The organism is Pseudomonas sp. WS 5412, from assembly GCF_012985615.1.
Lineage (GTDB): Bacteria > Pseudomonadota > Gammaproteobacteria > Pseudomonadales > Pseudomonadaceae > Aquipseudomonas > Aquipseudomonas shahriarae.
The window spans coordinates 19,936-44,402 of the sequence record NZ_JAARMB010000012.1; the positions used below are offsets into that span (position 1 = coordinate 19,936).

General features: G+C 61.5%; 22 protein-coding genes. 6 read left to right on the top strand and 16 right to left on the bottom strand.

Features of this window, described 5'->3' with window-relative positions:
- Positions 1–47 precede the first annotated feature (47 nt).
- Positions 48–2,162, top strand: a complete 2,115-nt coding sequence (locus tag HBR94_RS16815) for a TonB-dependent receptor (RefSeq protein ID WP_169960955.1) — start codon at positions 48–50, stop codon at positions 2,160–2,162.
- 147 nt (positions 2,163–2,309) lie between these two features.
- On the opposite strand, the gene HBR94_RS16820 is transcribed toward HBR94_RS16815, so the two are convergent.
- The 3 genes from HBR94_RS16820 to HBR94_RS16830 form a co-directional block, all read right to left on the bottom strand.
- On the bottom strand, positions 2,310–3,326 hold the full coding sequence (locus tag HBR94_RS16820) for an ABC transporter substrate-binding protein (protein ID WP_057439057.1): 1,017 nt from the start codon (positions 3,324–3,326) through the stop codon (positions 2,310–2,312).
- Positions 3,327–3,442: 116 nt separating this feature from the next.
- Positions 3,443–3,640, bottom strand: coding sequence for a hypothetical protein (locus tag HBR94_RS16825; RefSeq protein ID WP_057439058.1), 198 nt, complete (start codon positions 3,638–3,640; stop codon positions 3,443–3,445).
- Positions 3,640–4,089: a hypothetical protein gene (locus tag HBR94_RS16830; RefSeq protein ID WP_057439059.1), complete on the bottom strand. Its 450-nt coding sequence runs from the start codon at positions 4,087–4,089 to the stop codon at positions 3,640–3,642. Before HBR94_RS16830 ends, HBR94_RS16825 begins: the two co-directional genes overlap by 1 nt.
- 393 nt (positions 4,090–4,482) lie before the next feature.
- On the opposite strand from HBR94_RS16830, the gene HBR94_RS16835 reads away from it, so the two are divergent.
- Together HBR94_RS16835 and HBR94_RS16840 are read left to right on the top strand one after the other, a co-directional pair.
- Entirely contained in the window at positions 4,483–4,737 is a 255-nt protein-coding gene (locus HBR94_RS16835; protein WP_057959202.1) for a hypothetical protein, read from the top strand.
- Positions 4,738–4,817: 80 nt separating this feature from the next.
- On the top strand, positions 4,818–5,054 hold the full coding sequence (locus HBR94_RS16840) for a DUF2789 domain-containing protein (RefSeq protein WP_170045229.1): 237 nt from the start codon (positions 4,818–4,820) through the stop codon (positions 5,052–5,054).
- Between the two features lie 7 nt (positions 5,055–5,061).
- On the opposite strand, the gene HBR94_RS16845 is transcribed toward HBR94_RS16840, so the two are convergent.
- From HBR94_RS16845 to iolC, 12 genes are all read right to left on the bottom strand, one after another.
- On the bottom strand, positions 5,062–5,265 hold the full coding sequence (locus HBR94_RS16845) for a hypothetical protein (RefSeq protein WP_057439061.1): 204 nt from the start codon (positions 5,263–5,265) through the stop codon (positions 5,062–5,064).
- Between the two features lie 125 nt (positions 5,266–5,390).
- The gene (locus HBR94_RS16850; RefSeq protein ID WP_170045230.1) at positions 5,391–6,986 is read right to left on the bottom strand and encodes a methyl-accepting chemotaxis protein; all 1,596 of its coding nucleotides are present in this window, start codon (positions 6,984–6,986) and stop codon (positions 5,391–5,393) included.
- 187 nt (positions 6,987–7,173) lie between these two features.
- A complete protein-coding gene (locus HBR94_RS16855; RefSeq protein WP_003214706.1) occupies positions 7,174–7,578 on the bottom strand; it encodes a TraR/DksA C4-type zinc finger protein in 405 nt (134 codons plus the stop codon).
- A gap of 404 nt (positions 7,579–7,982) precedes the next feature.
- A complete protein-coding gene (locus tag HBR94_RS16860) occupies positions 7,983–9,020 on the bottom strand; it encodes an ABC transporter permease (protein WP_057439063.1) in 1,038 nt (345 codons plus the stop codon).
- Positions 9,021–9,041: 21 nt separating this feature from the next.
- Positions 9,042–10,580 carry a sugar ABC transporter ATP-binding protein gene (locus HBR94_RS16865; protein ID WP_057439064.1) on the bottom strand — a complete coding sequence of 513 codons (1,539 nt, stop codon included), beginning with the start codon at positions 10,578–10,580 and terminating at the stop codon, positions 9,042–9,044.
- A 62-nt stretch (positions 10,581–10,642) separates the two neighbouring features.
- Positions 10,643–11,578: a sugar ABC transporter substrate-binding protein gene (locus HBR94_RS16870; RefSeq protein ID WP_057439065.1), complete on the bottom strand. Its 936-nt coding sequence runs from the start codon at positions 11,576–11,578 to the stop codon at positions 10,643–10,645.
- Between the two features lie 364 nt (positions 11,579–11,942).
- A complete protein-coding gene (locus tag HBR94_RS16875; RefSeq protein ID WP_169960952.1) occupies positions 11,943–12,989 on the bottom strand; it encodes a Gfo/Idh/MocA family oxidoreductase in 1,047 nt (348 codons plus the stop codon).
- Positions 12,990–13,126: 137 nt separating this feature from the next.
- Positions 13,127–14,137 carry a Gfo/Idh/MocA family oxidoreductase gene (locus HBR94_RS16880; RefSeq protein ID WP_057439067.1) on the bottom strand — a complete coding sequence of 337 codons (1,011 nt, stop codon included), beginning with the start codon at positions 14,135–14,137 and terminating at the stop codon, positions 13,127–13,129.
- A 19-nt stretch (positions 14,138–14,156) separates the two neighbouring features.
- Positions 14,157–16,088, bottom strand: coding sequence for a 3D-(3,5/4)-trihydroxycyclohexane-1,2-dione acylhydrolase (decyclizing) (gene iolD / locus HBR94_RS16885; protein ID WP_115127950.1), 1,932 nt, complete (start codon positions 16,086–16,088; stop codon positions 14,157–14,159).
- 25 nt (positions 16,089–16,113) lie between these two features.
- Positions 16,114–16,908 (bottom strand): 5-deoxy-glucuronate isomerase, encoded by a 795-nt coding sequence (gene iolB, locus HBR94_RS16890; RefSeq protein ID WP_057959196.1) that lies wholly within the window; start codon positions 16,906–16,908, stop codon positions 16,114–16,116.
- The gene (gene iolE / locus HBR94_RS16895; protein ID WP_057439070.1) at positions 16,905–17,798 is read right to left on the bottom strand and encodes a myo-inosose-2 dehydratase; all 894 of its coding nucleotides are present in this window, start codon (positions 17,796–17,798) and stop codon (positions 16,905–16,907) included. Before iolE ends, iolB begins: the two co-directional genes overlap by 4 nt.
- A gap of 87 nt (positions 17,799–17,885) precedes the next feature.
- Positions 17,886–19,823 carry a 5-dehydro-2-deoxygluconokinase gene (gene iolC, locus HBR94_RS16900; protein WP_170045231.1) on the bottom strand — a complete coding sequence of 646 codons (1,938 nt, stop codon included), beginning with the start codon at positions 19,821–19,823 and terminating at the stop codon, positions 17,886–17,888.
- Positions 19,824–20,064: 241 nt separating this feature from the next.
- Between iolC and HBR94_RS16905 the strand changes: the two genes are divergently transcribed.
- Complete coding sequence (locus tag HBR94_RS16905; protein ID WP_057444762.1) at positions 20,065–20,985, top strand: MurR/RpiR family transcriptional regulator; 921 nt, start codon at positions 20,065–20,067, stop codon at positions 20,983–20,985.
- 141 nt (positions 20,986–21,126) lie between these two features.
- On the opposite strand, the gene HBR94_RS16910 is transcribed toward HBR94_RS16905, so the two are convergent.
- A complete protein-coding gene (locus tag HBR94_RS16910) occupies positions 21,127–22,014 on the bottom strand; it encodes a hypothetical protein (RefSeq protein WP_170045232.1) in 888 nt (295 codons plus the stop codon).
- Positions 22,015–22,411: 397 nt separating this feature from the next.
- Here HBR94_RS16910 and HBR94_RS16915 point away from each other — a divergent pair, with 397 nt between their 5' ends.
- Both HBR94_RS16915 and HBR94_RS16920 read left to right on the top strand, forming a co-directional pair.
- Entirely contained in the window at positions 22,412–23,095 is a 684-nt protein-coding gene (locus tag HBR94_RS16915) for a response regulator transcription factor (protein WP_057439073.1), read from the top strand.
- Positions 23,073–24,458 carry a HAMP domain-containing sensor histidine kinase gene (locus HBR94_RS16920; RefSeq protein WP_170045233.1) on the top strand — a complete coding sequence of 462 codons (1,386 nt, stop codon included), beginning with the start codon at positions 23,073–23,075 and terminating at the stop codon, positions 24,456–24,458. Before HBR94_RS16915 ends, HBR94_RS16920 begins: the two co-directional genes overlap by 23 nt.
- The last annotated feature ends 9 nt before the right edge of the window (positions 24,459–24,467 follow it).

Here is a 24,467-nt window from a genome sequence, read left to right on the forward strand (position 1 = left end):
CGGACGGCTGTGCGCTGCTTCCAAGCCCTGCTTTTCAGGATTTACCGATGAAACATTTACCTCTACTGGCGGGCCTGTTCGGCTGCCTGCCTTTCAGCGCCTGGGCCCTTGAGCTGGCCCCCACCACCATTGACGGCGCCGCCACCAACGAGCCTGGCCTGGCCCTGGACCAATCCAGCGGCATGGCCTCGCGCCTGGGCCTGAGCGTGCGGGAAACCCCGGCTTCGATCAGCATCGCCGACCGCCACGATATCGAACGCCGTGGCGCCAAAACCTTCCAGGATGCGGCCAACACCCTGCCTGGGGTCAACGCCAGTGCGCCGCCGGGGTTTGGCGGGTTTATCTCCTACCGGGGCTTTACCAGCAGCCAGATCACCCAGATGTTCAACGGCATCAACGTCGCCAGTGGCCTGGCGCGACCGGTGGATGCCTGGATTTATGACCGGGTGGAACTGGTTGGCGGCCCCTCCTCGCTGATCAACGGTGCCGGCTCCGTGGGCGGTTCGCTGAACTACGTGACCAAGCTGGCCAACCGCGAAGAACAGGCCGTCGAAGGCCAGATCAACTACGGCAGCTACGACACCACCGGCATCGCCCTGGGCCTCAACCACGCCCTGACCGAGCCCGGCGCCGAGGTCCAGCACTATGCGCGCCTGGATGTCAGCCGCAACACCAACCACACCCATATCGACCGCCAGCAACGGGAGTCCTGGAGCGTGGCGTTTTCCCTGCTCAGCGACCTGACGCCCAACCTGTCCCACACCCTGGCCCTGGAATACCAGGACGAACACGAAGACAGCCCGTACTGGGGCACCCCGGTGCTCAACCCCAAGGCCGGCGAGCTGAAGATCGACAAGCACAACCGTTTCAACAACTACAACGTCGCCGATGGCCGCTACGAACAACGCACGATCTGGGCCCGCTCGATCATCGACTATCGGATCAACGACAGCACCACCCTGCGCAACACCCTCTACCACCTGGACAGCCAGCGCGACTACCGCAACCTGGAGACCTACCAGTACAGCCCAGACAACAGCGTGGTGAACCGCTCGACGGCCTATCAGGTACGGCATCAGGGCGAACAGAACGGCAACCAGTTCGAGCTGCGCCATGACAGCAGTGTGTTCGGCCTGGCCACTACCTGGTCCGGCGGTTTCGAATACAAGGTCAACAGCACCACCAACAGCCCGTTGAACGTATCCCCCAAGAACGCGGTGGACCCCAACCACTACGATCCGGGGCATTTCTACGACCTGCCCGGCACCCGGCCCGGCTTTATCAAGGACAAGACCACCGAAGTGACGACCAAGGCGCTGTTTGTCGAAAACCGCCTGGGCCTGACCGACACGCTGTCGCTGCTGACCGGCCTGCGTTATGACGCCATCGATCTGGACGTGACCAGCCACCGCGACAACCTGGGTAACGTCAAGCGACGTTGGGAGCCGGTCACCGGGCGGGTGGGCCTGACCTACCAGTTCATCCCGTCGGCCAATGTCTACGTGCAATACAGCACCGCCGCCGAACAGCCCACCAGCACCACCCAGGTGTTTGATGTCTCCACCGGCAAGCAATGGGAAGTGGGCAGCAAGTTCGATTATCTGGACGGGCGTGGTTCAGCCACCGTGGCCGCCTACCACATCGAGCGCAAAGACTTTGCCGTGACCGATCCACAAGACCCCACCCGCAGCATTGCGGTGGGTGCGCAGTCGTCCAAGGGCATCGAGCTGGCCAGCTCATTGCGCATCACCCCCAAGCTGTTGGCGGAAGGCAACTTCGCCTGGGTCGACGCGCAATACGATGACTTCAACGAGAAAACCGCCAGCGGCGCAGTGGTGTCGCGCAAGGGCAATACACCGACCAACGTACCGAAACGGGTGGGCAACCTGTGGCTGACCTATGACATCGCCCCCGCCTGGCAAGGTGGCGTAGACGCGCGGTACGTGGCGCAGGTGTATGCCGACAATGCCAATACCCTGACGGTGCCCGCGTATACCCTGTTTGGCACGTTCCTGACCTATAAGGTCGATCAACACACCTCGGTGACGGGCCGGGTGCGCAACCTGACCAATGAGGTGTATGCGCAGTTTGCCCATGTGTCGCCGGCGTATTACCTGGGGTCGCCGCGCACCTTTGAATTGGCCGTGCAGACCCAGTTCTAAGGCTGGAATGCAATTAAAACTGTGGGAGCGGGCTTGCCCGCGATGGCTGAGTGTCAGTCAATACATTGGGCTGCCGAACCACCGCTATCGCGGGCAAGCCCGCTCCCACACAAGCCCGCGCCCACAGCTTGATCCTCACATGAAAGGTTATTTGAGGCTGGCCTCGACCTTTGCGGCCACTTCCTCCGTCAACCAGGCCTTCCACACCTGCGGGTGATCCTTGAGAAACGCCTGCGCCACTTCACGGGGCGGGGTGTGTTTCTCGCTCATCGTCGCCAGGGCCTGATTGAGCGGGCCAATCGGAAAGTCGACTTTTTCAAAGAACTGCGCAATCTGCGGATACTGCTGCTGGAACGGCGTGGACACGCCAATGCTCAGCTTGGACGCCAACGAACGCGTGGGCTTGGGGTTGGGATTGTCGGCATCGGTCAGGGTCTTCCAGGCCTCGGCGTCGAACGCCGGCTCCTCCAGCTGGACCAACTTGTAACGCCCCATCAAGGGGGTTGGCGACCAGTAGTAGAACAGGATCGGCTTGCCACGGCGGATCGACGAGGCAATCTCGGCATCCAGCGCCGCGCCTGAACCGCTGCGAAAGTTGACGTAGCTGTCGTCCAGGCCGTAAGCCTTGAGTTTTTGCTTATTGACCACTTCCGAGGTCCAGCCGATAGGGCTGTTGAGGAACCGCCCCTTGCCCGGGGCTTCCGGGTCCGCGAACACGTCCTTGTAGCGCACCAGGTCCTTTACGCTACGCAGCTCAGGTGCCAACGGCGCAATGCCCTTGTCCGGGTCGCCTTTGACCACGTATTCCGGCACCCACCAACCTTCGGTCGCACCCTTGACGGTATCCCCCAGGCCAACCACCTTGCCCTCGGCTTGCGCCTTGATCCACACCGGGCTGCGGCCCGCCCACTCCTCGCCAATCACCTGGATATCATTTTTCGCCAGGGCGGTTTCCAGGGTGATGGTGGTTCCGGGCAAGGTGTCGGTGGGTAAATCGTAGCCTTTCTCGACGATAAACCGCAGAACTTCGGTGATCAGGCTGCCACTTTCCCAATTCAGGTCGGCAAAGTGAATGGGCGCCTGGGCAGCCGCTACCGGTGCGGCCGCCATCGACAGGCCCAGGGTGGTAACGGACGCTGCCAACAGCGCGCGAATTGCTTTCATGCCTTTGAACCTCGTGTATGCACAGCCAGGGTGGATGGCTTTGCTGGCACGCCGCGAAAGCCTCTGAACAATTAAGTCCACTGAACTGTAGTAGAGGTTCAAACGGTTGCCGATATTCAGGGCTGCTGATGCAAACGCTGTAGTTCCCGGCGCACCATGCTGGCGTACTCGGCAGGCCGCAGGGCATACAGTTGGCTGGCCACCCAGTTCAACCAGGCACCTTGCAGATCATCTTTGCGGGCAAACAGTTCAGCAGCCTTGGCTTGGGCATCCGCCAGGTGTTGCTGGTGAAACTGTGCCCGGCCTTCGCTCATTATTCGCTGGCCTTGAACGTCACCAGCTCACCTTTGCGCCACTTGGCGGCTTTGCCGGTCACGGCCTTGAGGGTCTTGCTCAGGCCTTCCTGCAATTGTTCATTGGCGGCGAACACCAGCATTACGCTGTGACCTTCCTTGAACACAATGCCCTCGCCCTGCGCGGTGGACACAAATGCATAGTCGCCCAGGCCATAGACCGTCAACTTGATGTCGCGAAACTTCAGTTCGAACTTGCCACCTTCACGACTGGGCAGGACTGCCGCACGAAAATGATCGCCGACCTTGAGTTCCAGTCGAGGCTTGTCATCTACCACCAGCGCTGTTTCGGTATCTATTTCGGCAATGTAAATGCCTTCAGGGGTTTGTTCCGTGATGTAAACAAACCGCGACTGAAATTGTTTAACCAACTTCGCGCGCAAATCACCCAGCACGAACAATGCGTGCATATCCAGATTACTGACTGCCAAGGAAACGCCCCCACATCTAAAAAAGCGCTACCCGCCCGAGGCAGGCAGCACAAAAAAAGGCCGATACGGCTCGACACATTGAAAAAACATACTGAAGTTGATTCCCGCCAGACTCGTGCAGCCGGGCATGACAGTCCTTGTACAAGGTCGTCAGGCTTTGCAGGAAATCACAGGTTTATCGGCCAGAGAATACTGGACGCCCCACTTCAGAGAATACCCCACTTGAAAGGGTGGTTTTCCGACAGCCAAAAACCAAGGAAAAACGTTGGATGGAACCGAACGTGAGCTGCCGACAACAATATTAGAACAGCAACGCAGCTCAAAACCACCCGAAATGCTGCAAGCAGGTCAATAGATCGAAAGGAGCTGGTCATGCAACGAGTTCAACGCCAACCGACACAGACTTCCGGTGCCTTATCACGCAAGGATAGCGCGCTATTCTACAGCGTGTATGCCAATGGCGTGTGCGCAGATTTCGCCTTGTACCGCGTCGTCCCCGCGGGAAGGAATTTTTTCCATATCCTGGAAGTGCCCAGCGGCCGGATCAAAGGCTTTCGCAGTGATCACAACAAGGCCTGCGCCCTGGCCAAGGAACTGGAAGCCCTCCTCTGCCCCCCTGCCCGTTGAGGAGCGGCTGCAGCCAAATCGAACTATGCGCACTGGCACACCTCCCATACGAGTAGAAGCTCACTCTTTTGGAGAATGAAATGGACGCGCCAACGCATACCCTACACGACCTGTTCGAACAATTGGGCCTGGAAGCCTCGCCTGCAGCCATTGACAAATTTATCGGTGAACAACCCCTGCCAGAGGATGTGAAGCTGATCGACGCGCCTTTCTGGACCCCACAACAGGCGCAGTTCCTCAAGGAAGAGCTACGCGAAGATGCGGACTGGGCGATTGCCGTGGATGAGCTGAACCAGCGCCTGCATCAGAGCGCCTGACCGGCCCTCAGTGCAGGCGGTCTGATTGCTCGAGGTCCATCAGGGCCTGCCAGGCGGCGCGGCACTCCTGGGCTTCGTCGCGACTGGCGAAGGCCGTGCCGCGCTGTTCCCCGTTGAGCAACACCACCCAACAGGCGCGCAGGCCCAGCGCACGCAGGGTCTGTGGCACCCCACTGCCAATCATCACCGCCACATCGACTTTGTTTTGCATGGAAGTTCTCCGCTAGATTAGTTAGCCAGCTAACGACATGCCGCATCTTAAGCGGTTCCTTTCACCGGAAAAAGCGACCGGCGTAAAAGCTTCCTTGCATAACACGCAACAATCCTGGCCAGGGTCTAGCGCGCCCCAGCCTGCCCTTCAGGCTTATAGCCCAGGCGCAAACCGCCCCAATGCCGGCCGTTGACCATGATCGGCACGGACAGATCGTGCATCAACTCCCCGGTGTCACGGGTATAGGTTTGCAACAACACAGCCTGCTGGTGGCTGCCACAGCGGATCCCGGTGCGGTCTTCAAACTTGCGCTTGGTGCGATTGTTCACGGCATCAACCTGGGCATCCCCGGTCAGTGCCTGGGAAAACGCCTTGTTGTGCGTCGGCACATAGCCCTGTGGTGTGCAGGCAATTGCGAACACCAGCCCTTCATGACGGGGCAGCAAGGCTTCCTGGATAGCGGGCAAGACCTGATCGGTGTAGCCGTCGAAGCGGCTGTGATATTTGGTCGGGTGGCTGTTGGCTATCGGCGTGTAGCTGCGATTGAACAGGTCATCAAGGCTGATGCGGTTCTGTTGGATATCCGCCTCGAACTGCGCGGCGATCTGGCTGGCGCCTTCGCGGGCGAGGTCGTAGATACGTTGGTGATAATCATCCAGACCGACTTCGGCCAGGCGCTCGCTGATGGTTTCGGCCTGCCCTTCCATTTGCACGGCGGCCTGGGCCAATTGCTGGGTCTGTTGGTCGCTGACGGTCAGGTCGCTGCGCATCTGCTCCACGGCATGGAACAGGCTGTCGAGTTGCGCACGGTTGGTCTCGGTGCCCTGGGCAATCTCGCTGACCTGGCCCTCCACACCCGCCGCCAACGTGGCAATGCTCTCCAGTTGCTCGCCGGCATGCTCCACTTGCTCGACGCCGGCCTGCAAATCCACGGACAGTTGGCGGATTTGCTCCACCACCTGGGCGGTACGCTGCTGGATGTCAGCGACCATCACCCCCACTTCATCGGTGGCGATCGCCGTACGGCCCGCCAGGCCGCGCACTTCGTCGGCCACCACGGCAAACCCACGCCCATGCTCACCGGCGCGGGCGGCTTCAATGGCGGCATTCAAGGCCAACAGATTGGTCTGGCTGGCAATCGACTGAATCACCAGGGTCACGCGCTGGATTTCTTCGCTGCGCTGGCTCAGGGCCTCGATCAATTGCCGGCTGTCGCTGGCACGCTGGCTGAGCTGATGCATGCGGCTGATGGACTCCCCCAGCACCGCACGCCCTTCGGTGCTGCGCTGATGGGCCTGGCCGGCCGCCCCCAGGGCCTCGCGGCTGAGCTGGGAAGTGACTTGCTCGGTGCCAATCATCACTTCGGCACTGCTGACGATTTGCTGGGCCGCGCTCAATTGCGATTGCAACCTGGCGGCCAGTTGCTTGACCGAATAGGCCACGCCAGCGGCCGACAGCGCATTATGGCTGGTGGTGTAGGACAGATCGCGAGTCAACGCGCCAATGGCATCCTCGCTGACATCAGGCGCAGGACTGCGGGCCGGCCTTTTCAGGCACGGCAGCCAGATCAGCAACAGGGCCACGGGCAGGCAGAGGTAGATCGACAGGTTGGCGAACGCCAGGCCCGACAGTATCAGCACCAGGGCGATGCTTTGCAGCAGCGGAGTCACCCAGCCAGCCAGCCGGCGGTTCACCGTGTGCGGCACCACGGCGGCGCCCATCAGAGATCCATCCCCGGCCATGTTTGTCACCCCACTGCTTGTCATTATTGTGCCTGCATTAAACGCCACTATCTGGCCATTATCTATGGGCCTTTGGTGTTAGGGCTTGCAGCAGATCAATAGACGGGGGGATGACACGCGGGGATCTGTAGGGGCCGGCTCGCCGGCGCCTACAACATCAAACAGATCAGGCCTGGCGCTGATGCTTGTCGATTTGCTCGTGGCGCTCTTGCGCTTCGATGCAGTACTTGGTGGTCGGGCTGATCAGCAGGCGCTTGAGGCCGATAGGCTCGCCGCTGTCGTCACACCAGCCAAAGGAATCTTCCTTGATACGGCCCAGGGCCTGTTCAAGTTGCGGCAGCATGCGCTGGTCGCGGTCGATGGCGTTGACCAACCAGGTGCGCTCTTCTTCAACCGAGGCGGCGTCAGCCGGGTCGGCCGGGGTGTCCAGGCTTTCAATGGCGATGCGGTTTTGCTCAATGCGCTCGTGGTGCTCGACTTTCATGTCTTGCAACAACTTCTCGAAAAAAGCGTGCTGCTCGGCATTCATGTAGTCATCCGCCGGCATGGCCAGCAACTTTTCCTTTGTCATTGATTTCTCTATAAAAAATACGTGCATTAAGGCGAATAAGGGAGCGTTCCGGCCAACCTCTGGAGGTCGGGGAAAGACGCCGTCCATTCCAAGCGCCACCCGGCACTCAATTTACGAGGGGCGGCAGTCTACGGCCGACTTGAGGGCGCAGCAACTGAAATGACAGGCAATTTGTCCGACATTCCCCTAAAAGGCACCAGGACGGGCTTGGCAGGCGGTTATCGGAGTGCGTTTATAGCAAGAAATTCAGTGTCGTGGAGCTATATAGAAGACAAACGGTTATGTGGAAGCGGGCTTGCCCGCGATAGCGGTGGGTCAGTTGATAGATATTTGACTGACCCATCGCTATCGCAGGCAAGCCCGCTCCCACACAAACAAGCCCCACTTTTTGGTTCAAACCTCGCTCAGCGCTTGAGTTTGCGCTTGTTGCGATACTGGTCGATCACCACCGCCACCACGATGATCAGGCCCTTGATGATGTCCTGGATATAGGCATCCACCCCGACGAAGGTAAACCCACTGGCCATCACCCCGAGAATCAGCGCGCCAATCACCGTGCCGGTGATACGCCCCACCCCGCCCGCCAGGCTGGTGCCGCCGATGACCGCAGCCGCGATCGCGTCCAGCTCATAAGACATGCCCATCCCCGCCTGCCCGGTAGCCGCCCGTGCCGAGGCAACCACACCCGCCAGCCCGGCCAGCAGCCCGGCGATGCTGTAGACGATGATCAGGTGGCGCTTGACGTTGATCCCCGAGGTGCGCGCCGCCTGCATGTTGCCGCCGATGGCGTAGGTGTACTTGCCGTACTTGGTGTAGCGCAGGGCAATGTGGAAGATCACCGCCACCACCAGAAAGATGATCACCGGCATCGCGCCATGGCCGATGGCCGTGTAGGAATCCGAGAGCATGCTCACCGGCTGGCCTTCGGTGTAATAACGTGCCAGGCCACGGGCCGAGACCATCATGCCGAGGGTCGCAATAAACGGCGGGATGCCGGTAATGGCGATGATGCTGCCATTGATTGCCCCCGCCAGCAGGCCCACGCCCAGGCCGGCGACCACCGGGATCCACACCGGCAAGTCCGTCAGCGATGGAAACACCGCCCGGGAAAAGTCCGAGGTCTGCGCCAGACTCGCGGCGATCATCGCCGACAACGCCAGCACCGAACCCGAGGACAGGTCGATCCCCGTGGTGATGATCACCTGGGTCACGCCAATCGCCAGCAAACCGATGATCGACACTTGCAGGATCATCAGCACCAGGCGCTGGGAGTTCATCAAAAAGCTCTGGTCCCGTACGATCCAGCCAAACAGTTCGAACACCAGGCCGATACCGATCAGCACCAGAAAAATGCTCAGTTCGGTAGGGAACCGCCGCCGACTCTTGACCGGTGCCGCGGCGGGCTTCTTTTCCTCGGGTTTGCTTTCCAGTATTGCGTTCATTGCCCGTCACCTTTTTATTCGTTAGTGGACTGCCGTCATACCGGAAGCCAACTGCATGACTTTTTCCTGGGTGGCCTCGGCCCGGTCCAGGGTGCCCATCAAATCGCCTTCGTGCATGACCATCACCCGGTCGCTCATACCCAGCACCTCCGGCAGTTCCGAAGAAATCATGATCACCGCCATGCCTTCACTGGCCAGGAAGGCAATCAAGCGGTAGATCTCGGCCTTGGCGCCGACGTCGATACCACGGGTCGGTTCGTCAAGGATCAACAGCCGAGGATTGGTCATCAGCCAACGTGCCAGCAGGGCCTTTTGCTGATTGCCACCAGACAGGGTGTCGATGCACTGCTCAAGGGAGGGGGTTTTCACCCGCAGTTTCTTGCACATGTCTTCGCACAAGGCGCGCAGGGCTTTTTGCTGGATAAAGCCATTGCCCGAGTAATGGGGCAGCACGGCCATTTCCATGTTTTCCAGGACCGACAGGCACGGGAACAGGCCACTGAGCTTGCGGTCCTCGGTCAACAGTGCAAACCCCTGCTGGATGGCCATATGCGGGTCGCTGATACGCAACGCCTGGCCGTCGAGGCGGATCTCGCCGCCGTCGCTGGGGGTAATGCCGAAGAGCGTTTCCGCCACGTTGGTGCGACCCGAGCCCATCAGCCCGGCAATGCCGAGGATTTCGCCGGCATGCAGATCAAAGGACACGCCCTGGAACACTCCGTCCAGGCGCAGGTCGCGCACCGACAGCAACAACTCGCCGATGGGCGTCTCGCGCACCGGGAACAACTGGCTCAATTCGCGCCCGACCATCATCGAGATCAGGCTGTCGCTGTCCATGCTGTCGGCCCGTTGCAGACCGATGTAGGCGCCATCGCGAAACACTGCCACTTCATCGGCGATGGCGAACACTTCATTCATTTTGTGGGTGATATAGATGATGCCTTTGCCCTGGGCCTTGAGGTCGGCAATGATCGAAAACAGGTGGGCCACTTCCTTGTCGGTAATCGCCGACGTCGGCTCATCCATGATCAGGATGTCCGAGTCGTAGGACACCGCCTTGGCAATCTCCACCATCTGCCGCTCGGCAATGCTCAGGTTGCCGACCTGCTCCTCTGGGTCCAGGTTGATCCGCAGGCGCGCCAGCAACTCGGCAGTGCGGCGATGCATGGCGCGGTGATTGACTAGGCGCAGGCCGTTGAGCTGTTCGCGGCCGATCCAGATGTTCTCGGCGATGCTCATATGGGGCATCAGGTTGAGCTCCTGGTGGATCATCGCGATGCCCGCCTGCAAGGCGGCCAGAGGCGTGTCAAACACCACCGGCTTGCCCCGCAGGCGGATTTCCCCGGCGTCGGGCTGGTAGATGCCGGCGATGATTTTCATCAGCGTCGACTTGCCGGCGCCGTTCTCTCCCATCAGTGCCAGGACCGAGCCTGGGCGCACCCGCAGTTGCACATCGTCCAGGGCCACGACGCCGGGAAAGCCTTTGCTGATATGGGCGATTTCCAACAGGTAGGGTTGTTCTACACCTGCGGGCTGCACAGCAGTCGCTTGAACAAGCATATCGGGGCTCCATCGGCAGGGCGGCTGTGACCGCCCTGCCCGCTTATTGTTGTGATTGAACGCTACTTAAATGACGCGACGTTGTCAGGGGTGATCAGTTGGAAAGGCACCACGACGTTTTGCTCGACCGCCTCGCCCCTGGCCATTTTCACGGCCGCCTCCACCGAACCGATCGCCTGCCCCTTGGCATCCTGGAACACCGAGAGCGCCATCTCGCCCTTGGTGATCGCATTCAACCCGTCGGGCGTGCCATCGACGCCGCCAATCAACACGCTGCCGGGTTTCACCCCGGCGGTTTTCAAGGCCATGGCGGCGCCAATTGCCATTTCGTCGTTGTTGGCCACGACCGCATTGAACTCGCGGCCCTGGGTCAGCCAATCGTTCACCAGGGTCATGCCCTTGTCCCGCAGCCAGATCCCGGTCTGTTCCTGTTCAATCTTGATGTCCGGGTATTTGTCGAGGATCTCCTTGACACCCTTGGTGCGATTGGTCGTCGAGTTGTTGGCCAGGTCACCCAGCAGAATCACGATTTTGCCTTTGCCGCCCAGCTTCTCGGCCACGTACTGCATTTGCAGCCTGCCGGCCTCGACGTCATTGGACGTCACCGTCACCACCCCTTTGGGCAGGTCGGCCTGATCCGGACGACGGTTGACGTAGACCAGCGGGATACCCGCCGCCACCGCCGCTTTAGTGATGCGCGCGGTGGAGGCCGTATCCACCGGGTTGACCACCATGGCATCGACTTTCTGGCTGATAAAGTTCTCGACCTGGCTCAGTTGCTTGACCACGTCGGCACGGGCGTCCTCGAACTGCAGTTGCACAGCATCGCCCTTGGGGTAGGACTTGGCTTGCTTGTCCATATCCTCACGCAGGTAGGTGAGGAAGGTGTCGTCGAACTGCGACATGCTGACGCCAATCTTGATATCGGCGGCTGAAGCCACGCCACTGCCGAGCATCATCGACAAGGCCAGCGAGGCGAAACGGATCTGGGTCTTCATGAACGGTCTGTCTCCACTTTCTTGTTGGTTTTCTGGACGTAGCGTTTATCAGAGCGAGGGGGCTGCGGCAGGCAGCCGGACCACCGGCGCTCCCGGAATGCAGCACACCAGGGCACCCTTGCTTTCCACGCAAAGGACATTGAGAAAAGAGAAATAGAAGGGCCGTGCGCGGGGCAGGAAGGCAGAACGTAACACTCGCAGTACAGCGCTGAAGATTTTCATCTGACGGTACCTGGTTGTTTTATCTTGTTTTTGTTGAGTCCCCCGGCCCCCTTATAAAGGAAGGACGAGATGGACTTTCGGCAACCTGGAAATGACTTTATTGGAAAATAATTTCCATATCAACTCATTTTAGAATTTTATTCTATTTCCATTCTCCGCCTTCCATCGTCACCATCTCCACCACTTGCCGGCGCTCGGCGCTGAGCCGGGCGGCATCCAGCACGCGCGTGGTTTCCCAGGCATCCATGGCCTGCACCGGCAGCGCGCCCTGGCCCTGGATTGCACTTTGCAACTGGCGATAGAACTGGTTCCAGGCGCCCTTTTCCGAGGGGATACGCTCGCGTTCCGCACCTTGCTCGAACCAGCCCCAGCGTCGATGTTCTTCGGCGCCCCAGTGCTCGCCTTCGGTCTTCGGACTTTTGCCGGCCAGCAGCGCTTGCTCCTGGCCGTCCAGGCCGTCGACGGTGTAGCAGCCCGCCGTGCCATTGACCCGAAAACGCGGGCCCTGGCAGTTTTGCAGGGCGCTGCCCCACAGGTGGGAAATCACCCCGTTGGCGTGGGTCAGGCTGACAAAAAAGCCATGATCGAGGGTGGGGTGCTCGGCGCTGTACTGCAATTGTGCATACACCCGCTCCACCGGGCCAAACAGTTGCAAGGCCTGGTCCACCAGGTGACTGCCCAGGTCACGCAGGAACCCGCCACCGCTGGCGTTGCCCAGGGCCTGTGGGCTGTAGCGCTCCACCCGGGACTCAAAGCGGGTGATGCTGCCCAGGGCGCCGGCGTCGATCAGCTTGCGCAGGGTCAGGTAGTCCGAGTCCCAACGCCGGTTCTGGTAGACGCTGAGTGCTACCCCCTCGCGTTCGGCGGCGCTAATCAGCGCCAGGGCCTGCTCGGCATTGCTGGCGAAGGGTTTGTCGCTGACCACCGCCACACCGTACTCAATGGCCTCCAGCACCAGGGCCGGGCGCCCTTTGAGGGTGGTGGAAATCACCAGCACCTCCACCCCGGCTTCGACGATCTGCGCAATGCTGTCGAAGGCAGGCACCCCGGGATGCTCCGTCGCCAGTTGCTGGCGGCGCTCGGGGGAGCGGGTCACCACGCCGACAAACGTCGCCCCGGGCAATGTGGCGATCAGCGGGGCATGAAAAAAACGGCCGCCATGGCCGTATCCAACCAGTCCGATTCGCATGAACCAACTCCTTCTTGGAATGGAAACCCAGTCAAAAAATGTGGGAGCTGGCGTGCCTGCGATAGCGGTGTTTCAGGCCCTACATCTGTTGCTGATCCACCGCTATCGCAGGCAAGCCAGCGCCTACACTGACCGCACTAGCCGTAGAATGCCGGGCGCTGCGGCAGGCTGACCGCAACGATCTGCCCACTGCCCTGGGCCTCGATACACGCGTCCGCCGCCACCGCTGCGGCAAAGCCATCCCACGCCGAAGGCCCACCTACCTGGCCGGCCCGCACGCCATCAATAAAGGCCTGCAACTCGACGTCATAGGCCGCGATAAAGCGGTCTTTCCAATCCATCAGAATCGCATTCGACAGCTTGGCGCCGCTGCGCAATTGCACCTGGGACGGCTCTGGCAATTTGGCAATGCCGGTCTCCCCCACCACCTCGCACTGAATGTCGTAGCCGTACTGGCAGTTCACAAACACTTCCACATCAATCCGCGTGCCCCTGGCGGTTTCCAGCAGCACGATCTGCGGGTCGCGCAAATGGCTCAGGGCCTTGCTGGTTTTACGCGGGAACACCACCTGCACCGACACATAGTCATCGGCCAGCAGCCAGCGCAACACGTCCAGCTCGTGGATCAAGGTGTCGGTGATGGCCATGCTGGTGTTGTAGTTCTCACCCACGCTCGGGTTGCGGTGGGCGCAATGCAGCATCAACGGTTCGCCGATCTGGCCGCTGTCGAGCACCGCCTTGAGGGCCTGGTAGCCCTGGTCATACGGGCGCATAAAACCGACCTGGACCAGGCGTTTGCCGTGGGCCACTTCCGCCTCGACGATCTTGCGACAGCCCTCGGCGGTGACGGCCAGGGGTTTTTCACAGAACACCGGTTTGCCGGCCGCGATAGCCGCCAGCACAAATTCCTCATGGCTCGGCCCCCAGGAGGTGACCAGCACCGCCTCGACCTGCGCCGAATGGATCAGCGCATGACCGTCGGCGTACACCTCGGCGTTCAGTTGCAAGTCAGCCACCACCTGGGCCGCCTGCTCAAGGTTGATATCGGTGACCGCCACCACCTGGCTGTTGAGCAAGGTCTGGCTGCAGCGGCGGATATGGTCCCGGCCGATAGCGCCCGTACCGATCACACCCAGCTTCAAAGACATGGCAACACTCCTCTTATTGTCAGTACTGCCGGGCCTTGGCCAGGCGTTCATTAAGTTGTTTGGCGCAGGCGTTGGTGCGTTCGCTGGTGGAGACCTGCGCCACACCGACCCGCCACCACGACAGGTAGCCGTGAATCATGGTTTTGGGCAGCACCTTGATATCAATCAGCGTCGACACGCTCTGCGCTCGCGCATCGGCCAGCGCGGCGTGCAGTTGTTCCACAGTCGTGACCTTGTAGGTCTTGCAGCCATAGGCCGCCGCGCTCATGGCGAAATCCACCGGCACCAGGCCGCCATCGAGCTTGCCGCTGTCGGGGTTGCGGAAGCGAAACTCGGTGCCGAAGCTGTCCATGCCATTGCCCATCTGCAGGTTGTTGATGCAACCGAAGGCCATGTTGTCCAGCAACACCACATTGATCTTGCGCCGCTCCTGGATCGAGGTCGCCAGCTCCGAATGCAGCATCATGTACGAGCCATCGCCGACCAGGGCATAGACCTCCCGCGCCGGCTCGGCCAGCTTCACGCCCAATGCCGCATTGATCTCGTAGCCCATGCACGAATAACCGTACTCGACGTGGTAAGTGTTGACGCCCTTGCTGCGCCAGCTGCGCTGCAAATCCCCCGGCAGGCTGCCGGCGGCGGCGACAATCACCGCATCGTCGGCCAGGGTTGCGTTGAGCACGCCGAGCACCTGGCTCTGGGTCAGGCAGGAGCCGGTCAGCTCGATAAATTCGCGCAGCACCGCCGGGTCCATATGGTCGTTGACCTCTGGGGTGAAGTCGGCGTCGGTGTAGCGCGCCTGATGGACCCGGTCCACCTCGGCATCCCCCTGCGCACGGGCCTGGCGTGGCTGCTCGCCCCATTGCGTAGCGTAATCGCCCAGCGCGTCGGCCAATGCTTGCAGCCCGACCTTGGCATCTGCCAGCACCTGGACCCCGTCGAGTTTCAGTACATCGCCGGGGCTGATATTGAGGTTGAGAAACTGCACCTCGGGATGCTGGAACAGCGACTTGGAGGAGGTAGTGAAGTCGGTATAGCGCGTGCCAATGCCGATGATCAGGTCGGCGTCCCGAGCCAGCAGGTTGGCGGCCAGGCAGCCGGTTTCGCCGATACCGCCGACATTCAGCGGGTGGCTGGAGACGATGGCGCTCTTGCCGGCCTGGGTCTCGGCAAAGGGGATCTGAAAGCGCTCGGCAAAGGCCTGCAGCGCGGCATTCGCGCCGGAGTACTTGACCCCGCCACCGCAGATAATCAGCGGTTTGCCCTTGGACTTGAGCAGCGTGACAGCGTCGCGCAGCATCGCTTCGCTGGCCGGGCGGCGCTCCAGACGGTGCACGCGCTTTTGCAGGAAATAATCGGGGTAATCCCAGGCCTCGGCCTGCACGTCCTGGGGCAAGGCCAGGGTCACCGCGCCGGTTTCGGCCGGGTCGGTCAAGACACGCATGGCGTGGATCGCCGCACTCATCAACTGCTCGGGACGGTTGATGCGATCCCAGTACTTGCTCACCGCACGAAACGCGTCGTTGGTGCTGATGCTCAGGTCATGGAATTGTTCGATCTGCTGCAACACCGGGTCCGGCTGGCGGCAGGCATACACATCGCCGGGTAGCAGTAACAAAGGGATGCGGTTGGCCGTGGCAGTGGCGGCGGCGGTCAGCATATTCGCCGCGCCGGGGCCGACCGAAGCGGTGCAGGCGTAGACCTTGCGCCGCAGATGCTGCTTGGCAAAACCAATCGCGGCATGGGCCATGCCCTGCTCGTTGCGGCCCTGGTGCACCACCAGGTCGCCACTGTCTTGCTCCAGGGCCTGGCCCAGGCCCAGCACATTGCCGTGGCCGAAGATGGTGAACACCCCGGCGACAAACTTGCTCTGCACGCCATCGACTTCGATGTACTGGTTATCGAGGAACTTCACCAGGGCCTGGGCCATGGTCAATCGGGTGGTGGTCATGTTGGGTCCCCTCGGCGCCTACGGGTTAAAGATCCAGCAGCCAACTGTGCTGCGGGTCATTGTGAAAGTGCCAGGCGCGCTTGGGGCCGGCCATCACATTCAAGTAATAGGACTCGTAGCCATAGGGCACGCTGACGGGGTGATAGCCCTTGGGCACCACCACCAGGTCGTGGTTTTCCACGGCCATGGCCTGGTCGATGCTGCGGTCGTCGGTGTACACCCGCTGGAACACAAAGCCCTGGGACGGGTTGATCTGGTGGTAATAGGTTTCTTCAAGAAAGCTCTGGTGCGGCAAGTCATCGGTATCGTGCTTGTGCGGCGGGTAGCTGGATGAGTGCCCGGACGGCGTGCGCACCTCCACCACCAGCAGCGAATGGGCCGGCTCGCTGTCGGGCAGGATGTCGCAGACATAACGCGTGTTGGCGCCCTTGCCACGCACGCTGCGCCGACACTGCTCAGGGCGGATCAGCCGGGGCGTGAAACCGCCGGCCGTGGCGCCCGGCGCGGCGCAGACGGCGATCTGCACATCGCTCAGGGCGGTCACCTGGGCAAGGGTGCCCGGTGGCAGGTAGGCGGCGAACGGCGATTTGTCTTCAAATACCGATTGGCGATCACCCAGGTTCTGCCAACTGAACCCTTCGCCCTCGATCGTGACCCGGCCACTGAGCAGCACCAGGCACAGCTCGTTGTCGTCGGCGCTGACCGGCAGTGTTTGCCCCAGGCTCAGGCGGTAAGCGGCAAACCCTACATATTCCAGGCGCCCCTCTGGCAGTGCGACCATGGTTGGCCCGCGCGGGGTGCTTTTGACCAGCAGGCTCATTGTGCAGCCCTCGCATCCAGCAGCGCGCGCAAGGTATCGAAGCCTTTTTTCGCATAGATATAGCTGGGTGCCACGGCCGGATCCTGCTCGGCTTCCACCACCAGCCAGCCACGATAGCCGGCGCCCAGCAGCACATCCAGCAACTCGGCGAAGTCGATATCGCCATCGCCCGGCACGGTGAAGGTGCCATTGACGATGCAGTCGGGGAAGCTCCACAGCTGGTTGCGCGCCAGTTGCACCACCGCTTTGCGCACATCCTTGAAGTGCACATGGCACACGCGCCCCAGATGCTTGCGTAGCACCTCGACCGGCTCGCCGCCGCCCATATAGCAGTGCCCCGAATCGAACAGCAGGCCGACCTCCGGGCCGGTGAGGCGCATCAGGGTGTCAATGTCCTCCGGGGACTCGACGTACGCGCCCATATGATGGTGGTAGGCCAGGCGCACGCCCTGGGACAGGGTAAAACGCGCCAATTCGGTGAGTTTGTCGGCATAGGCTTGCCATGCCTGCTCGCTGTGAAAACGCGGGCGTTCGATCAGGCGGATCGGCGAGCCCTGGATCGAGTCGGCCACTTCGCCGTAGACCAGCACCGTGGCGCCGTTCTCGCGCAGCAGTTGCACATGGCTGGCGATGGCGTCGATTTCCTCGGCCACCGAGCGCCGGGCCAGGCGGCTGGAGTACCAGCCGGAGACCAGTGCCAGGTCGTAGGGGCGTAACACATCGCCCACGCCCTTGGCGTCCTTGGGGAACTTGCCGTTGAGTTCAAAACCTTCGTAACCGATGGCCTTGCCTTCGCTGAGCGCGGTGCTCAAGGGCGTTTCGCCGCCCAGGGCCGGCAGGTCGTCGTTACTCCAGGAGATGGGGTTGATGCCAATACGGATTGCGGGCATGGCTGCACCTTTTATTGTTTTAACCTTAAGGCTGCTGATATCTGCTTCTGTGGGAGCTGGCTTGCCAGCTCCCACCTTTGAGCGTGTTTAAATTCTGGAGCTGCGCCAAGCCTGGATCAGTTGTTCGAAGGTTTGCTGCACCTGCTGGATCAGGGTTTCATCATCAATCTCCCCCGCCATCCACGCCCTGCTCGGCTCCTGGAAAATCGTCCGGCCCACGGCAAACCCACGGCAGGTCCGGCTCTGGCTGGCCTGCTGGAACCCCTCGGCCAACGCTTGCGCCGAGGCATTCAGGCCCAGCAATACCACGCCCCGGCAATAAGGGTCGCGCTCCTCGATCAGCTCATCAAGCTGCCGCCACTGCTCGGCACTCTGCGCCTCGATCTTCCACCAGGCCGGGTAGATGCCCAGGTTGTACAGGCGCTTGAGGCTGCGATAGAGCACATCCGGGTAGGTCGAGGGATGATCCTTGGGCGGCACCACTTCCAGCAGCAGTTCATGGCCACTGGTTTGCGCGGCCTGATACAGGGCCTTGAGCTGCGCCTCCTGCTCCAGGCGCAGCAGCGGCTCGTCGTCGGGGTGAAACTGCACCAGGCACTTGATGATCTGCTCCTGGGGCCAGGCAATCAGGTTGCTGCCGATCGAGCGGCCATGTTCGAACGCCAGCGGCCGCGAACCCTGTACCTCTACCGGGCGCGCCACCCACCAACCACGGCCGGTGGCGGCGTTCAGCGCATCCTGGCCGAAACGCTGGTCGGCCAAAATGCCCACATCGGCCTCCACCCCCTGCTCGCCCAGCTTGCTCTCCACACGCTCCACTGCCTGGATAAACAGCTGCTTGATCGCGCTGACCCGCGCCGGGTCCTGGCCGCCTTTTTGCGCCAGTTCCAGCAATTGCCAGCGATGGTCAAAAGCGAACACAAACAGCTGCTTCCAGGTTTTGCGCGGCACACTGACCTGATGCAAACGCTGCAGTACCAAATCCTGATCCGGCCGGGTGATAGGCACCGGGCTGTTGAACAGATACTCAAGCTCCGCCGGGGTCGGCATTGCCGGGGCGCAGGCATGGCGCGACACCACCAACCCGCCGCAGGCATTGGCCAGTTGGCAGCAACGCGCATCACCGGCGTCGTTCAACCAGCCACTGAGGAAGCCCGACATAAACGCATCGCCGGCGCCCAGCACATTCAGCACTTCGACGCGCACGCCGGGATAGATCGCACCGTCTTCGAGGCGCGCCGGTATATCCCCATGAATCACCGTGCACCCTTGCGGGCCGAGCTTGACCACCAGGGTCGCCGCCGTCAGTTGGCGCACGTTACGCAAAGCGCTGAGCAGGTCGTGGCTGGCACCGGCAATCAAAAATTCCTCTTCGGTGCCGACAATCAGGTCAAAGCGCGGCAGGATGCCTTGCAGGTGCTGGCTGACGTTCTGGTCGGCGACAAAACGCGTCTCGCCGTCAGCCTTGCCTGCCAGGCCCCAGAGCACTGGGCGGTAGTCGATATCCAGCACACGCTTGACGCCGTGCTGCTCGGCGTAATCCAGGGCCTGGAGGCTGGCCTGGTACACGCCGTCGGTGGAGAAATGGGTGCCGGTGATCAGCAGCGCCTTGCTGCTGGCGATAAAGGCTTCGCGAATGTCCTCGGCACGCAGGGCCATGTCGGCACAGTTTTCGCGGTAGAACACCAGGGGGAAGGTTTCGCGGTCCTTGAGGCCCAGCAGGACCATGGCGGTCAGGCGCTGCGGGTCGAGCGTGATACCGCTGACATCACAGCCCTCGCGCGCCAGGGACTCTACGAGGAAGCGCCCCATATGATCGTCGCCGACCCGGCTCAGCATCGCCGACTTAAGCCCCAGGCGCGCCGTACCGAAGGCAATATTGGCGGACGATCCACCCAGGTACTTGGCGAAACTGGTGACATCTTCCAGCCGCGCCCCGACTTGCTGCGCGTAAAGATCGACGCCCATGCGTCCAAGACAAATCAGATCCAATTGACGACCACTGGCAAAACGAGTCTGGCCCATGCTGGCTCCTGTTATTTTTATCAGCCCGCGCCTGCCATCGTGACGGCGACGCTCTTGGTGGATGCAGACTAGGACGTCCGGCGCCATCAATCAATATTTATTCTATAAATTTTTTATGTGGAATATATTTTCCATTAAGATATTTTTTGCCGCCTTCCCTGTAGACTTGTGCCCATTGACCTATTGTCAGGGGCGACGTGCCAGCCGCATGCTCCGTAAGAACAAGCCAGAAGGATTGCCTATGTCCCGCACCGATCAGCAGGCTCCCGCCGAGACCGAGGTCACCGAGGTTCTCGCCAGTCCTCCGATCAATGCCGAGCGTCTGTTGCAGTTGATCACCGATGAATACGAAAGCCTGCCCCGCCAGCTCAAGCGCATCGCCAGCTATATGAGCCAGCAGAGCGATCGGATCATGGTCGACCGCATCAGCGATATCGCCCGGGAATGCGAAGTTCACCCTTCGGCCATCGTGCGGTTTTCCCAGCGCTTTGGTTTCAGCGGCTTCAGCGAAATGCAGGCGCTGTTTCGCGAGGCGTATACCCACAAGACCACGCCGGTGCAGAACTACCAGCAGCGCATCCGCAGCATGATCGCCAACAAGTCGCAGAAAGCCAGCGGCGGCGACCTGGCCCGTGAATGCGTGAATGCCACGCTGTCGGGCATCGAGCGCCTGGGCCTGGAGCTGGACGACGCGGCCTTCGAGAAAGCCGTGGACCTGGTGGTCAACGCCGACAATATCTATGTGGTCGGCGTACGCCGCTCCTTTGCGGTGGCCGACTATCTGGTCTACAACCTGCAGCACACCAACAAGCGTATCCACCTGGTCTCGGGCCTGGGCGGCAGCTACCGCGAACAGATGCGCAGCGTGCGCGCCAATGACTTGGTGATCGCGATCAGCTTCACGCCCTACGGCAAGGAAACCCAGCACTGCCTGCGTATCGCCCAGCACCACCAGGCCAAGACGCTGATCATCACCGACAGCAACCTGTCACCGCTGGCCAAGCGCGCCAACACGGTGCTGCTGGTCAATGAAGGGTCGTCGTTCGCGTTCCGCTCGCTGAGTGCCACGCTGTGCCTGTGCCAGGCGCTGTTTATTGCGGTGGCGTACCGGCTGGAACTGAAGGTTGATGAGATTCACGAACAGGTAGGGTTTGACGACTAAAAAAGGCCGCCCTGCCATGCAGGAGCGGCCTTGATCAAGCGGGTACGCGGGTTAGTGCATGAAGATCGCGATCAGGATAATGACCGGGATCGGCACACCGAGGAACCACAGCAGTAATGAGCGCATGACGTTCTCCTTGAGTTAACGAATGGTTTCCAGATACACCACGGCGTCGCGGCGGCGACCGCCGAAGGTGGCGGCGAAACTGGCGAAGAAAGCACCGAGCAACAGTGCGACGAAGGTCCACAGCGAGGTCACGGCGGCGATTTTGCTGGCGGTGTCGGCGGCCTGCTTGGCTTGCAACTTGGCCTCTTCCAGGGCTTTGCGGGCGTCACCGTAGACCTGGTCGACGCGCCGTTCGGCATCGGCCTGGCTGAGGTTGGTGCGCTGGCTGATCAACTGCGCCAGGTAGGCACGGTCCTGCGGGGCCAACTGGCCGTCATTGCCCAGGGTGCGGGCGAAGATCCGCGCCACCACCCCATGCACTGCGTCATCACTGGCGGCTGCCGGGCGATCATCGCGGAACAGGCTGTCAACGTAATAGCCGAAATCGTCGCCATTGGCCGCATTGCCGGCGGCCTGGGTCAAGCCGCTGGCTGCGCCCGAGGCCACACTCGCACCGGCCTGCACCCCACCACCGACGATGCTGCTGACCGAGCCGACCACCAGGGTCGCGGTCACCAGCGTGGCCACGGCCCAGGCGAGAAAACCATGGGCGGTGTCGCGAAAGTACACCTCATCGCCATGCATATTGGCCCACTTGACCCGCAGCCGACCGGCGAGATAACCGCCCAGTCCCGCCGCGACAATCTGGGTGAAGGCCAGCCAGACAATCGTGGAAATGCCCAGGCCCTTGGCGCTGATGCCACTGTCGGCCCACGGCGACACCGCCGAAAAGCCCAGGCCGAAGCCCAGCAGCACCAGGACCAGGGACAACGCAGCGGCGGCCGCAGCCCCGGCAAAGATCGCCCCCCAGGAAACCCCGGAGAGCGTGCTCGACTCTTGCAAAGTGGATGAGGATGTCATCATTGTTGTTGTGCTCCAGGCATTGAAAAATGGTGTTACATCTGTCGAAACGGACGGTGCAGACGCCGTGCCAGTCGCCTTGAAAATAAAAACCCATTAATTTCAATCAGATAAGCAAGTTGAACTTCCAAGAATCATGCAACTTGCAAGAACCAGGCATAGAGGGCGGGCGTTATGCACTCCCAGGACCGACACCGCCAACCCCTGTGGGAGCGGGCTTGCCCGCGATAGCGGCGTGTCAGTCACCGAATGCTTGGGCTGATCTACCGCTATCGCGAGCACGCCGGCTCCCACATTTGACCGAGGCGACCTTGAGAATGGCCTACATGAATTTTCTTTTAGAAACCTCGCTGGCATTTCTTGGCAAAATGCCCCACTCCCGTGTGACCAGGTAACCTGTATGACCCGCATTTTGACCATCGAAGACGACGCCGTGACGGCCCGCGAGATCGTCGCTGAGTTAAGCAGTCATGGACTGGACGTGGACTGGGTCGACAACGGCCGCGAAGGCCTGACGCGGGCAGTCAGTGGCGATTACGACCTGATCACCCTCGATCGCATGCTCCCGGAGCTCGATGGCCTGGCCATTGTCACCACCTTGCGCACCCTCGGCGTGTCGACGCCGATCCTGATGATCAGCGCCCTCTCCGACGTGGATGAACGGGTACGCGGCCTGCGCGCCGGTGGCGATGACTACCTGACCAAACCCTTTGCCTCCGACGAGATGGCCGCGCGGGTCGAGGTGCTGCTGCGCCGCAACAACGCGGTCAAGGCCGCGCAAACCGCACTGCGCGTGGCTGACCTGGAACTGAACCTGATCAGCCGCGAGGCCAGCCGTGCCGACCAGCCGCTGAGCCTGCTGCCGACCGAGTACAAGTTGCTGGAATTCCTGATGCGCAACACCGGGCAGATCCTCTCGCGGATGATGATCTTCGAGGAAGTCTGGGGTTATCACTTCGACCCGGGGACCAACCTGATCGACGTGCACATTGGCCGCCTGCGCAAAAAAATCGACCCGCCGGGCCTGACGCCGCTGATCCGCACGGTACGAGGTTCGGGCTATGTCATTGCTGAACCCGTCTAACGGCTGGCGCTCGTCCAGCAGCCGTCTGCTGGCACTGTACAGCTCGCTGTTCGTGGCCTGGAGCTGCATCCTCATGGGAGTGCTGTATTACGAGGTCTCGGGTTATCTGGGCGACCTGTCGCGCCACTCGCTGATGCAGCGTCAGCATCTGTTCCAGCGTTTCAACGGCGCGCAACTGGATGAAGCCCTGGCCACCAGCATGACCTTCGATATGAAGGGCATGGATGCCTATGGCCTGTTCGATGGGCAACAACGCCCCCTCAGCGGCCCGCTCCAGCAGATCCCCGCAGGCTTGCCCCTGGACGGGCGCATCCATGCCTTGGCCAACTGCATCGAATCGGATGACCCGAAACTGCCCCGGGGCAGCTGCGACGCCGTGGCGACCCACACCCAGGATGGCCGCTGGCTGGTGCTGGTGCGCGACAACGGCTCGTTGCTGGGCGTGACGCGGATCATCCTGCAGGCCCTGCTCTGGGCGATCTCTCTGACCATCATCCCCGGCGTCGCCGGCTGGCATCTGTTGCGGCGGCGCCCTTTGCGGCGGATTCGCGGGATCCAGGCCAGCGCCGAAGCCATCGTCGCCGGCGACCTGACTCACCGCCTGCCGCTGTCCAACCGCCGCGATGAACTGGACATGCTCGCGGCCATCGTCAATGCCATGCTTGAGCGTATTGAAAAGCTGATGAACGAGGTCAAGGGCGTGTGCGACAACATTGCCCACGACCTGCGCACCCCACTGACCCGCTTGCGTGCGCAGCTGTACCGAATCAAGCAGCAGACCGATGAAGGTTCGCCGCAGGCCCTGCAGCTTGATGAAGTCATCAGCGAGACCGACACCCTGATGGCGCGCTTTCGCGGCCTGTTGCGCATCTCCGAGCTGGAAGACCGTCAACGACGCTCCGGCTTCCTGGTCTTCGATCCCCTGCCCTTGCTCCAGGAACTGCATGATTTCTACCTGCCACTGGCGGAAGAAGGCCAGTTGGAGCTGCTGCTGCAAGCCCCCGAATCATTGCCGCCGATCACCGGTGACCGCGCACTGTTGTTCGAGGCCCTGGCCAACCTGCTGAGCAATTCGATCAAGTTCACCCCGTCGGGCGGCGAAGTGATTCTGCGCGGGCTCGACCAGGCGGGCAGTGCGCGCATCGAGGTACTGGACTCCGGCCCGGGAATCCCGGAAACGGAACGCGCGGCGGTATTCCAGCGGTTTTACCGGGTCGACGGTGGTCAGCAGGGCAGCTTTGGCCTGGGCCTGTCGATTGTGGCGGCGATCGTCAACCTGCATGGCTTCGGCCTGGAAGTCGGCAGTAGCGAGCGTGGGGGCGCGCGGTTGACCCTGGAGTGCCGCACACAACAGCCGCTGTAGGAGCCGACT